Source organism: Streptomyces sp. LN549 (genome assembly GCF_043203805.1).
In the GTDB taxonomy this organism is placed as follows: Bacteria; Actinomycetota; Actinomycetes; order Streptomycetales; family Streptomycetaceae; genus Streptomyces.
Genome location: NZ_JAZHRI010000001.1, coordinates 1 through 12,117 on the forward strand (window position 1 = coordinate 1; position 12,117 = coordinate 12,117).

Consider the following 12,117-nt stretch of genomic DNA (forward strand, 5'->3'; position numbering starts at 1 on the left):
GTACGGCAAGGACGGCATCTGCAAGGTCCGGCCGCCCGGCGGCCTGGTCGCGGCTCGCTTCCGCCACTACGAGGCACGCTCGGTATGCCGCTGCTTCATGACCATGTGCTGCTGTCGGTGAAGGGCAGCGCCTGGACGGGAAGTGGGGGTCGGTCCACTCGGAGGTCGCTGAGAACACGGTCGCCGCGTCCGCGCTCTACAACGAGATCGTGGCTGCTGAGGTCTGTGAGGAGTTGGGCCCGGCTACCGAGCCGCGCGTGGTGGAGCACCGGGCGGCGTCCGGTCATGGACATCGCGGGCGTGCCCCACGAGCTGATCCGCTGGACCGCCAGCCGCGGGGAGCAGATCGACGCCCGCCTGGCGGACCTGGAGTACGAGTACGTCACCGCCGTCGACGACGAGGGCGAGCTGAAGTACCTGCCCGCGGTCTCCGAGCGGGCCCGGTGGAACTGATGCAGCTGGCCTCCCACAAGACCCGGCCGCCCAAGCAGAAGAAGGCCCGGTCACCGCGCAACTGCGCGCCGAGTGGAAGCAGAGCGCGATCGACACCTCGAAGGTGGCCGCTGACGTCATCAACTCGCTCCTCGAGCGCGCCCGGCGCCGCAGCCGCCGCGATCCGGCCCCGGGTCGCCGCCGTGGTCGACGTCGCCCTGGCGGCCGTCGACGTCGCCGCGGTGGTGATCGTGATGAACGGCGGCGGCCGGTTCCACCGCCGGCATCTGCTCGCCGAATCCCGCCGCCACCTCGCCTGGTCCTGCGCGGCCGGCGCCGCGACCCCCGCCCGGACGAGACCATTGTGCGTGCCGCCATCTCCACTTACTGCCTGGACATCAGCGAGCCGAAGACCAGACGCGGCCTGCTCTCGGACTACCGCCTCTACACCGCCCGGTGGGCGCTGTCCGATCTCGATCTCCCCGGCGCCCGCCGACCCGCTGTCCCTGACCCGGACCGACTGCCCCCGGCCGACCCCGGCGCATCGGCCCCGGCGGCTCCCCAACTGCCGGGCCAGAGGGCGAGGGAGTGGGAGATACCCTGCGTCCCGTTGAGCTACGACCGCGCGTCCTCGCCGGCGCGGCCGTACGGGAGAAGCTGCGCACCACCACCGTCACCGCCGTGCGGGGTCGTGGCGTACGACGTCGTCGCGCACCAACAGGCGGCGATGCCCGAGCAGCTGCTCGCGCCCCCGGCCGCTGACCCCGAGGATGACGACCAGGAGCCGGAGGCTTCAGGCCACGGTCGGGGAGCGACCTGACAGCACTGCGCACGCTGAAGGCGTCGCGCACCGACTGGGTAGCCTTCGATCTCACCGCGACGAACGACTGCGCCATCTCCAGGACGCCTTCACCAAGTCGGCCGACCGCGCCCGCGAGACGACGAGCTGGTACGCCGATCCGGAGGACACCACCCCACCGCGCCCGGTGCGCGAGGACGACCAGCGCGCGCACCGCCCCCAGCAGCCGGACCGACACCGCGGGCCAGAAGCCGGCCGTTGAGTGCAGGTACCCGGCGCGGCCCACTCGATGCACACCGACGATGTCGTGCCAGTGGACACCACCGTGTTCGGTATCGACTCCACTGGGCGGAGCCCAGTGGGTGGAGTGGCCGACATCTTGTGGGACGGTGCCGCGCATCCACTCGGTGCGCTCAGCTCAGGTCAAGGAGAACGCGCCGCCTCCACTCGCCCACTCCCCGCACCGAGTCCACCCGATGCGCATGGGGCGCGGTTACGGGCGCGCGGTCATGGACTGCACGGTGGTGGCCCACTCCAAGTGTTCGTCGCGCATGGTCTCCAGGGTGGCGGCGGTGTCTTTGTGGCTGTCGGGGTCGGGGATGACGTTCTCGACGAAGCGGATGATGCCGCGGGCGATGCTCAGCACGGCTGCAGTGGGGGAGTCGCGCGTCCATTCCCGCAGGGCGGACAGCAAGATGCATCCGACCTCGTCCAGGGCGAAGGAGTCCGCGTGCGGCTCCCTGTCGCCCAGGACCCCGTGACGGGGAAGACGATGTTCTCGGCGAGCCGCAGCAACAGGAAGGCCGCTCCGGGAGTGGCCGACGTGCGGCCGGAGGCGTAGTTCCTGCCCTCGATGACCGTACAGATCACCGGGCACCTAAAATGAGACGGTGATCGTGCAGGTCGCGGTCCTCAAAGACACGATGATCAGGGTCTGTTCGCCGAGGGATCCCCAACGAACAACCCCTGGCGCGGCGCCCTGGAGGTTGATCACGTTGGTGCTCATGCGCGACTGGCGGAATCTCAGTCGCGCTTATGCCCTCAGCCCCGCGTCAGACGTAGCTGTCGAGAGCGGGGTCGGTGACGACCAGGGCGAGAAGGCGTGGCCGCCTCCTTCGGCGTGTCCCCCGAACTCGGCAAGGGCTATGGCGGCATACGCGCGCGTGTTGACCCAAACGGTGCTGTCTGTGGCGAGCATGGCGAGAAGGCGGGCTGCTTCCTCGTCATGTTCGCCCACCTCGGCAAGTGCTTTGGCGGCCGAACAGCGGACATGATCTGGGTTGCCATCGGCGGCGAACGTGGCGAGGAAACAAGTCCCCTCCTCGGCGTGGCCGGGCATCTTCGCCAGACTCTGGGCCGCATAGATGCGACGGAAGGCGTCGACATTGGTGTCGGCCATGAACGTGGCGAGGAGGCGGGCGCCCTCGTCCTCATATCCCTCCACTCCCGCTAGCGTCTGGGCCGCCCAGACACGGTCAGAATTCTCAAGAGTTGTATTGGTGGCGAGCGCCGCGAGGAAACGAGCCCCCTTCTCGGTGTGACCGACCAACCTGGTCAAGCCCTCGGCCGCCTGGACGCGAGATGTGGGGTTGAAAGCGGTGTCGGTGGCGAGCGTTGTCAGGATGTTTGCCGCTCCCGTTGCACGGCGCCCCACTTCGAGTAGGCCTCGCATGGCGTTGGAGTGGGCGCCGTGCTCAAGGACGTCGGTGGCGAGCGTGCCGAGGAGGCGGAGCGCGTCCTCGGCGTACCCGTCCATGCTGGCCAGTGTTCGCGCAGCGTCCACACGGCTGAGGTCAGGAATGGCGGGATCGACGGCGATATTGGTGAGGAGCGTGGCTGTGGGTTGACCGGGGAGTCCGGTTCTCAGCCAGATCTGGCTGGCCAAGAAGTCCAGAGCGGCTAGTGGATCGTCCGTCATGCGCGTCATCCACTGGTCACAAACTGCGCGGGCGTCTGCACCGTGGAGGAGTTGGTCCAAGAGGAAGCCGACGTAGGACGGTTCGAGGCCAGGGGGCCACGGCTGGTCGCGACTCGGGGTCCAACGAAACAAGGCCTGGCCCGCGTGCGCGCGGGCATGGGTGTTTCGGGTGGCGTAGCGGGCGGCGTGATACTCGAGGAAGGTCTGATGGGGGAAGCCGAGCCCGTCTGCATGGTGATACAGCAGGCCGCTGTGTCTGAGAAGGTCGTCCAGGAACGCTTGCCAACGCTTGGCCGGTACATCGTCAGGGCGGTGCACGGCCATGAGTGAGGCCACTGCCTCGGCTGCTGAGGTCGGTTGCCCGGTGAGCCATTGGTAAGCCAGGTAGTCGATCAGTTCGGGTAGCTGTTCGTGGATCTGCTTGGCGGCGGCGGCGGCCTTCCGACGCGCTTTCGCAGTCTGGAGATCTGTCAGCAGGTGATGCATCGCTTGTTCGTGGCTGTCTGCGACTTCCCTGCTCTTGTTGTGCAGGTAAAGCAGGCCGGTGAATTGCGTGTACACGGCGCTGCGGCCGGCGGGCAACGGCCGCTCGGGCTGAGCGAGGTAGAGCTGGCAGAGCATGAAGGCCATCAGCGGGGTGCGGGCTGGCTCGGCCAGGGAGGCGCCGCACAACGCGCTGAGGGTGAACTCCTCGGCGCGATGGGTAGCCTCCGGTTGCGGCCAGCGGGTGTTGAAGTACTTTCCGACGTAGGCGTGCACGTCTTCGGGGGCGAAGGGCTGCAGTTCGTAGCGCGAGGCTGTGTCGCCGAGGACGCCCAGTTCGTTGTGGGGCAGGGGGCGGGTGGCCACGACGCACCGGTACAGCGGGGGATCTTCCGCGATGGCTGTCTTCAGTTTTTCTAGAACAGCGCGGCGCTCGCTGGCGTTGGGCAGTTCGTCCAAGCCGTCGACGAGGAGTTGCCAGTGTGCCCCGGCGCAGGGTAGCTGCAGGAAGCGCTCAGGAGGCGGGGAGGGGTTGCGCCCGTGGTCGGGGAGAACGTCGCTTGCTGTGGCGAAGCACTCGTGTACGTGGGTGGTCTTTCCGACGGGGGTGCGAGGCGCGCTCACCCAGACCGGAACGGGGCGCGAGCGTTTCCCGGCGGAATGCTTGTCGGCGAGCCACTGGTCGGCGGCCTTGCGTACCTGTGCGCGCAGCAGCGTGTGGATTTCCCGACGCCCGGACCGGCGATGACCACGGAGATGCGCGCGTCGTTGCCAGGAGCGACTTCTGCGGGTTCGAGCGGGGAGTCGTCTCGGGGGCCGGGGTGCGCATCCGGGGCCTGCCAGGCGGCGTTGCTGACGCACGTAAACTTCCGTCAACGGCGGCGGCGTACCTTCGGCATCGTCAAGGTCCGGGTCGTACAAGCCCAGGTACGGGTGTGCTGCGGCCGCAGCACGGGCGCCAGCGAGGTAGCGCAGCAGCCCCTCATCCAGGCTGGTGCGCCGGGGAGGGGTGAGCTTGGCCTGCTCCCAGCGGATCTTCCACAGCTCGTGGTGGTATTGCCACTCGCTGGCGGCCGGACCGCGGTAGGGCCCCATGAGCGTGCCGGCTGGCGGCCTCCCAGCCCGCTCGCGCAGTACTTGCACCAGCGCCCACAGGAAGCGGAAGTCTGTGGCGGGATCACCCCAGGTGAACCATTTGCTGACCGCTCCTGTTTTCAGCGGCCGTGCACACCCGATCCGCTCCAGGCGGTCGTTCGCTTCCTTGACAGCCGGCGTGCGGTGGTTGCCCTTGTACGCTACGGCCTCCAGTTCTTGCAGTGCGTTGCGTAGCGCCGCGCGTTCAGCACTGAGGTCCGACGGGTCGTTCACCACTGCTCTCCTCTCCCGTGTCCCGGCATCTACTGAATGCACTGCATCCCGCGCCGAAATGACGCTTAGAACGCCTGTGACCTGGCCTTTTATCAAACATGTCCACTCGGTCCACCAGCTGCGGTGCCGTCGCGGGGCCCTGTAGTGCGCTTTCTCCGTGTCGCTCGACGGACGGCGGCGCCGGAGGAGGCGGTCTGCGGGGGCGCGTCGCCGCGCCGCCAGGCGGAGCACGGCCGGCCTGGTGCCAGCCCAGTCGCGGGAAGCCCCGGATGCCATCGTGGACAGCGACCCGCGCGGACCACGACCGCGCCGAGGTCGGCACGCTCAACCGGGTGCACGTGGGCTGTGGAACAAGCGCGCCCAACTAGGCGGCCGACCGTGCCCGCTTCCTCGGGCGCGAGCCGAGCATGTCCGCGCCGAGTCGCTCGCCCATCCCCCACCGGCTCCCGCCCACGACCGAATACAGCCGGAGCACCCACACCCACTCGCACCACCACTCGGCTGGCGCCGGACGACAGGCGGTACCGTCCGTCCTACATGTTGCCAGCGACAGAAATCGCGAAATTTCGCCTACCCTGCGTGATGATCTACTGGCACGCCGACCCCCCCCCCCCCCCCCCCCCCCCCCCCCCCCCCCCCCCCCCGTGTGTGTGTGTGTGTGTGTGTGTTTTTTTTTTTTTTTTTTTTTTTTTTTTTTTTTTTTTTTTTTTTTTTTTTTTTTTTTTTTTTTTTTTTTTTTTTTTTTTTTTTTTTTTTTTTTTTTTTTTTTTTTTTTTTTTTTTTTTTTTTTTTTTTTTTTTTTTTTTTTTTTTTTTTTTTTTTTTTTTTTTTTTTTTTTTTTTTTTTTTTTTTTTTTTTTTTTTTTTTTTTTTTTTTTTTTTTTTTTTTTTTTTTTTTTTTTTTTTTTTTTTTGGGGGGGGGGGGGGGGGGGGGGGGGGGGGGGGGGGGGGGGGGGGGGGGGGGGGGGGGGGGGGGGGGGGGGGGGGGGGGGGGGGGGGGGGGGGGGGGGGGGGGGTGGGGGGGGGGGGGGGGGGGGGGGGGTGTGTGTGCATAGTATGTGCGAAGTTAAAAAAGTTACAAAGGGCGGTGTGCGTTAGCGGGGGGGGGCGGTGGTGGCTAGCAGCGGGGGCAAAGGGGCGGCGGCGCGCGCGTGCGGTATGGGCGGTGGTAAAGTGGCAGCGCTGGGTGCGGATTTCCGCCAGCAGGCCCTCGATCATCGCCGCGACCTCGGATGACGAACAGCTTTTGAGCTGGGAGTAAATGCAGACGTTCTTCCGCTCGACGTGCCAGTAGATCATCACGCCGTTGCCGGAAGTGGGCGGGTTCGCTGATTTCTGGTCGCTGAGTCGCGGGAACCCGCGCCTTGGTGGGCGAGCATGACCCTCTGGACGGACGAGTTCATGGCCACCGCCTGTCATCCGGGTGCCGTTAGCGAACGTGTCACCAGCCCCAAACCGCGGTGGTGAGTTACTGCGAGTGGGTGTCTTGGTCTGGAGTGCTCCGGCATGATGCGGTCATGGGGCGGGAGCCGGTGGGGATGGGCGAGCTGGTCGAGTGCTGGACGGTGCTCGATGACGAGGCGGAGCTCGTAGCAGAGAAGCGGGGCGCGACCGAACCCGCCTGGTCCGTCCTCCTCGGCCCCGCCGACCGCCGTGGCCTTACTCCCCTGTTCTGGCCCCACGTACGCCCTGACGGTGAAGTCCGCCTCGACCTCGGCACCCGCGCAGGGCCCGGAGGCGGGTCGTCACCGACGGCGGCCACGCACGGCACGGATCAGCTCCGCCACAGCCTTGATCACGATGGCGCGGTCCGAGGACTCGGTACCCCGCAGTGCGATAGCGACGATGAGCACGGCGGCCGTGGCCGCCACCAGCATGGCGGCCACGGGCACCCACACCCAGGCAGTGATGTCCATTGCGATTCCTCCTCCGGCGCCGCCGTCCGTCGAGCGACACGGAGAAAGCGCACTACAGGGCCCCGCGACGGCACCGCAGCTGGTGGACCGAGTGGACATGTTTGATAAAAGGCCAGGTCACAGGCGTTCTAAGCGTCATTTCGGCGCGGGATGCAGTGCATTCAGTAGATGCCGGGACACGGGAGAGGAGAGCAGTGGTGAACGACCCGTCGGACCTCAGTGCTGAACGCGCGGCGCTACGCAACGCACTAAAAGAACTGGAGGCCGTAGCGTACAAGGGCAACCACCGCACGCCGGCTGTCAAGGAAGCGAACGACCGCCTGGAGCGGATCGGGTGTGCACGGCCGCTGAAAACAGGAGCGGTCAGCAAATGGTTCACCTGGGGTGATCCCGCCACAGACTTCCGCTTCCTGTGGGCGCTGGTGCAAGTACTGCTCGAGCGGTCTGGGAGGCCGCCAGCCGGCACGCTCATGGTGCCCTACCGCGGTCCGGCCGCCAGCGAGTGGCAATACCACCACGAGCTGTGGAAGATCCGCTGGGAGCAGGCCAAGCTCACCCCTCCCCGGCGCACCAGCCTGGATGAGGGGCTGCTGCGCTACCTCGCTGACGCCCGTGCTGCGGCTGCAGCACACCCGTACCTGGGCTTGTACGACCCGGACCTTGACGATGCCGAAGTCCGCCGCCGCCGTTGACGGAAGTTTACGCGTCAGCAAGCCGTCCGGCAGCCCCGGATGCGCACCCCGGGCCCCGAGACGACTCCCCGCTCGAACCTGCAGAAGTCGTTTTCGGCAACGACGCGCGCATCTCCGTGGTCATCGCCGGTCCGGGCGTCGGGAAATCCACGCTGCTGCGCGCACAGGTACGCAAGGCCGCTGACCAGTGGCTCGCCGACAAGCATTCCGCCGGGAAACGCTCGCGCCCCGTTCCGGTCTGGGTGAGCGCCCGCACCCTCGTCGGAAAGACCACCCACGTACACGAGGGCCTCGCCGCCGCAAGCGACGTTCTCCCCGACCACGGGCGCAACCCCTCCCCGCACCCCGAGCGCTTCCTGCAGTTGCCGTGCGCCGGGGCACACTGGCAACTCCTCGTCGACGGCTTGGACGAACTGCCCAACGCCAGCGAGCGCCGCGCTGTTCTAGAAAAACTGAAGACAGCCATCGCGGAAGATCCCCCGCTGTACCGGTGCGTCGTGGCCACCCGCCCCCTGCCCCACAACGAACTGGGCGTCCTCGGCGACACAGCCTCGCGCTACGAACTGCAGCCCTTCGCCCCCGAAGACGTGCACGCCTACGTCGGAAAGTACTTCAACACCCGCTGGCCGCAACCGGAGGCTACCCATCGCGCCGAGGAGTTCACCAGCGCGTTGCGCGGCGCCTCCCTGGCCGAGCCAGCCCGCACCCCGCTGATGGCCTTCATGCTCTGCCAGCTCTACCTCGCTCAGCCCGAGCGGCCGTTGCCCGCCGGCCGCAGCGCCGTGTACACGCAATTCACCGGCCTGCTTTACCTGCACAACAAGAGCAGGGAAGTCGCAGACAGCCACGAACAAGCGATGCATCACCTGCTGACAGATCTCCAGACTGCGAAAGCGCGTCGGAAGGCCGCCGCCGCCGCCAAGCAGATCCACGAACAGCTACCCGAACTGATCGACTACCTGGCTTACCAATGGCTCACCGGGCAACCGACCTCAGCAGCCGAGGCAGTGGCCTCTACCTCCTGGCCGTGCACCGCCCTGACGATGTACCGGCCACGCGTTGGCAAGCGTTCCTGGACGACCTTCTCAGACACAGCGGCCTGCTGTATCACCATGCAGACGGGCTCGGCTTCCCCCATCAGACCTTCCTCGAGTATCACGCCGCCCGCTACGCCACCCGAAACACCCATGCCCGCGCGCACGCGGGCCAGGCCTTGTTTCGTTGGACCCCGAGTCGCGACCAGCCGTGGCCCCCTGGCCTCGAACCGTCCTACGTCGGCTTCCTCTGGACCAACTCCTCCACGGTGCAGACGCCCGCGCAGTTTGTGACCAGTGGATGACGCGCATGACGGACGATCCACTAGCCGCTCGACTTCTTGGCCAGCCAGATCTGGCTGAGAACCGGACTCCCCGGTCAACCCACAGCCACGCTCCTCACCAATACTCGCCGTCGATCCCGCCACTTCTGACCTCAGCCGTGGAGCGCTGCGCGAACACTGGCCAGCATGGACGGGTACGCCGAGGACGCGCTCCGCCTCCTCGGCACGCTCGCCACCGACGTCTCTGAGCACGGCGCCCACTCCAACGCCATGCGAGGCCTACTCGAAGTGGGGCGCCGTGCAACGGGAGCGGCAAACATCCCTGGACAACGCTCGCCACCGACACCGCTTTCAACCCCACATCTCGCGTCCAGGCGGCCGAGGGCTTGACCAGGTTGGTCGGTCCCACCGAGAAGGGGGCTCGCTTCCCCGCGGCGCTCGCCACCAATACAACTCTTGAGAATTCTGACCGTGTCTGGGCGGCCCAGACGCTAGCGGGAGCGGAGGGATATGAGGACGAGGGCGCCCGCCTCCTCGCCACGTTCATGGCCGACACCAATGTCGACGCCTTCCGTCGCATCTATGCGGCCCAGAGTCTGGCGAAGATGCCCGGCCACGCCGAGGAGGGGACTTGTTTCCTCGCCACGTTCGCCGCCGATGGCAACCCAGATCATGTCCGCTGTTCGGCCGCCAAAGCACTTGCCGAGGTGGGCGAACATGACGAGGAAGCAGCCCGCCTTCTCGCCATGCTCGCCACAGACAGCACCGTTTGGGTCAACACGCGCGCGTATGCCGCCATAGCCCTTGCCGAGTTCGGGGGACACGCAGAAAGAGCGGCCCGCCTTCTCGCCCTGGTCGTCACCGACCCCGCTCTCGACAGCTACGTCCGACATGAGGCTGAGGGGGCACTCGCGCGACTGAGATTCCGCACGTCCCGCGCATAGGCACCAACGTGATCAACCTCAGGGCGCCGCGCCAGGGGTTGTTCGTTAGGGGATCCCTCAACGAACAGACACGATCATGAGTAGCGGGGGACCGCGACCTGCACGATCACCGTCTCATTTTAGGTGCCCGGTGATCTGTACGGTCAGCGAGGGCGGGAACTACGCCTCCGGCCGCACGTCGGCCACTCCCAGAGCTGGCCTTCCTGTTGCTGCGGCTCGCCGAGAACATCGTCTTCCCCGTCACGGGGGTCCTGGGCGACAGGGAGCCGCACGCGGACTCCTTCGCCCTGGACGAGGTCGGATGCATCTTGCTGTCCGCCCTGCGGGAATGGACGCGCGACTCCCCCACTACGGCCGTGCTGAGCATCGCCCGCAGCATCATCCGCTTCGTCGAGAACGTCATCCCCGACCCCGACAGCCACAAAGACACCGCCGCCACCCTGGAGACCATGCGCGACGAACACTTGGAGTGGGCCACGCACCGTGCAGTCCATGAGCGCGCGCCCGTGTCCGCGCGCCATGCGCATCGGGTGGACTCGGTGCGGGGAGTGGGCGAGTGGAGGCGGCGCGTTCTCCTTGACCTGAGCTGAGCGCACCGAGTGGATGCGCGGCACCGTCCCACAAGATGTCGGCCACTCCACCCACTAGGCTCCGCCCAGTGGAGTCGATACCGAACACGGTGGTGTCCACTGGCACGACATCGTCGGTGTGCATCGAGTGGGCCGCGCCGGGTGCACTCAACGGCCGGCTTCTGGCCCGCGGTGTCGGTCCGGCTGCTGGGGGCGGTGCGCGCGCTGGTCGTCCTCGCGCACCGGGCGCGGTGGGGTGGTGTCCTCCGGATCGGCGTACCAGCTCATCGTCTCGCGGGCGCGGTCGGCCGACTTGGTGAAGGCGTCCTGGAGATGGCGCAGTCGTTCGTCGGTGAGATCGAGGGCTTCCACGTCGGTGCGCGACGCCTTCAGCGTGCGCAGTGCTGTCAGGTCGCTCCCCGACCGTGGCCCGGCCTCCGGCTCCTGGTCGTCGTCCTCGGGGTCAGCGGCCGGGGGCGCGAGCAGCTGCTCGGGCATCGCCGCCTGTTGGTGCGCGACGACGTCGTACGCCCGACCCCGCACGGCGGTGACGGTGGTGGTGCGCAGCTTCTCCCGTACGGCCGCGCCGGCGAGGACGGCACGGTCGTAGCTCAACGGGACGCGGGGTATCTCCCACTCCCTCGCCCTCTGGCCCGGCAGTTGGGGAGCCGCCGGGGCCGATGCGCCGGGGTCGGCCGGGGGCAGTCGGTCCGGGTCAGGGACAGCGGTCGGCGGGCGCCGGGGAGATCCGAGATCGGACAGCGCCCACCGGGCGGTGTAGAGGCGGTAGTCCGAGAGCAGGCCGCGTCTGGTCTTCGGCTCGCTGATGTCCGGGCAGTAAGTGGAGATGGCGGCACGCACAATGGTCTCGTCCGGAGCGGGGGCCGCGGCGCTCGGGCCGCGCAGGACCAGAGCGAGGTGGCGGCGGGACTCGGCGAGCAAGATGCCGGCGGTGGGACTGGCCCGCCGCCGTTCATCACGATCACCACCAGCGGCGACGTCGACGGCCGCCAGGGCGACGTCGACCACGGCGGCGACCCGCGGGGCCCGGATCGCGGCGGCTGCGGCGCCGGGCGCGCTCGAGGAGCGAGTCGGTGACGTCGGCGGCCACCTTCGAGGTGTCGATCGCGCTCTGCTTCCACTCGGCGCGCAGCTGCGCGGTGGCCGGAGGCCTTCTTCTGCTTGGGCGGCCCGGGTCTTGTGGGAGGCCAGCTGCGTCGGTTCTGCCACCGGAGCCCGCTCGGAGACCGCGGGCAGGTACTTCAGCTCGCGCCTCGTCGTCGACGGCGGTGACGTACTCGTACTCCAGGTCCGCCAGGCGGGCGTCGATCTGCTCCCCGCGGCTGGCGGTCCAGCGGATCAGCTCGTGGGGCACGCCCGCGATGTCCAGCGACCGGACGCCGCCCGGTGCTCCACCACGCGCGGCTCGGCCAGCCGGGCCCGCGTCCTCACGGACCTCAGCAGCCACGATCTCGTTGTAGAGCGCGGACGCGGCGACCGTGTTCTCGGCGACCTCCGAGTGGACCGACCCCCACTTCCCCGTCCAGGCGCTGCCCTTCACCGACAGCGGCACATGGTCGCGGAAGCGGCGGCATACCGGAGCGTGCCTCGTAGTGGCGGAAGCGAGCCGCGACCTGGCCGCCGGGCGGCCGGACCTTGCAGATGCCGTCCTTGCCGTA

Annotated in this window: 11 protein-coding genes and 1 pseudogene; 6 read left to right on the plus strand and 6 right to left on the minus strand. The window is 67.5% G+C overall.

Going from position 1 to position 12,117, the window contains the following annotated elements:
• Nucleotides 1-285 precede the first annotated feature (285 nt).
• The gene (locus tag SH922_RS00005; protein ID WP_393052948.1) at nt 286-453 is read left to right on the plus strand and encodes a hypothetical protein; all 168 of its coding nucleotides are present in this window, start codon (nt 286-288) and stop codon (nt 451-453) included.
• A gap of 343 nt (nt 454-796) precedes the next feature.
• Complete coding sequence (locus SH922_RS00010) at nt 797-1,252, plus strand: hypothetical protein (RefSeq protein ID WP_393052951.1); 456 nt, start codon at nt 797-799, stop codon at nt 1,250-1,252.
• Nucleotides 1,253-1,724: 472 nt separating this feature from the next.
• On the opposite strand, the gene SH922_RS00015 is transcribed toward SH922_RS00010, so the two are convergent.
• The 4 genes and pseudogenes from SH922_RS00015 to SH922_RS00030 form a co-directional block, all read right to left on the minus strand.
• A complete protein-coding gene (locus SH922_RS00015) occupies nt 1,725-1,925 on the minus strand; it encodes a hypothetical protein (protein WP_393052954.1) in 201 nt (66 codons plus the stop codon).
• Nucleotides 1,926-2,264: 339 nt separating this feature from the next.
• Nucleotides 2,265-5,000 (minus strand): NACHT domain-containing protein, encoded by a 2,736-nt coding sequence (locus SH922_RS00020; protein ID WP_393052957.1) that lies wholly within the window; start codon nt 4,998-5,000, stop codon nt 2,265-2,267.
• Between the two features lie 1,199 nt (nt 5,001-6,199).
• Nucleotides 6,200-6,310 (minus strand): annotated as a pseudogene (locus SH922_RS00025) (Tn3 family transposase); the annotation flags it as partial.
• A 434-nt stretch (nt 6,311-6,744) separates the two neighbouring features.
• On the minus strand, nt 6,745-6,915 hold the full coding sequence (locus SH922_RS00030; RefSeq protein WP_393052959.1) for a hypothetical protein: 171 nt from the start codon (nt 6,913-6,915) through the stop codon (nt 6,745-6,747).
• A 197-nt stretch (nt 6,916-7,112) separates the two neighbouring features.
• Here SH922_RS00030 and SH922_RS00035 point away from each other — a divergent pair, with 197 nt between their 5' ends.
• The 4 genes from SH922_RS00035 to SH922_RS00050 all read left to right on the plus strand — a co-directional run bounded on the left by SH922_RS00035 (nt 7,113) and on the right by SH922_RS00050 (nt 10,459).
• Nucleotides 7,113-7,607 (plus strand): hypothetical protein, encoded by a 495-nt coding sequence (locus SH922_RS00035; protein ID WP_393052961.1) that lies wholly within the window; start codon nt 7,113-7,115, stop codon nt 7,605-7,607.
• A complete protein-coding gene (locus SH922_RS00040) occupies nt 7,604-8,935 on the plus strand; it encodes an NACHT domain-containing protein (RefSeq protein WP_393052964.1) in 1,332 nt (443 codons plus the stop codon). Before SH922_RS00035 ends, SH922_RS00040 begins: the two co-directional genes overlap by 4 nt.
• A 376-nt stretch (nt 8,936-9,311) precedes the next feature.
• Nucleotides 9,312-9,869 (plus strand): HEAT repeat domain-containing protein, encoded by a 558-nt coding sequence (locus SH922_RS00045; RefSeq protein WP_393052967.1) that lies wholly within the window; start codon nt 9,312-9,314, stop codon nt 9,867-9,869.
• A 206-nt stretch (nt 9,870-10,075) separates the two neighbouring features.
• On the plus strand, nt 10,076-10,459 hold the full coding sequence (locus tag SH922_RS00050; RefSeq protein ID WP_393052970.1) for a hypothetical protein: 384 nt from the start codon (nt 10,076-10,078) through the stop codon (nt 10,457-10,459).
• Nucleotides 10,460-10,606: 147 nt separating this feature from the next.
• Here SH922_RS00050 and SH922_RS00055 read toward each other — a convergent pair whose 3' ends face one another.
• Both SH922_RS00055 and SH922_RS00060 read right to left on the minus strand, forming a co-directional pair.
• Nucleotides 10,607-11,467: a hypothetical protein gene (locus tag SH922_RS00055; RefSeq protein ID WP_393052973.1), complete on the minus strand. Its 861-nt coding sequence runs from the start codon at nt 11,465-11,467 to the stop codon at nt 10,607-10,609.
• The coding region (locus SH922_RS00060; protein ID WP_393052976.1) for a relaxase domain-containing protein at nt 11,421-12,117 on the minus strand (697 nt) is incomplete at its 5' end. The genes SH922_RS00060 and SH922_RS00055, both read right to left, overlap by 47 nt.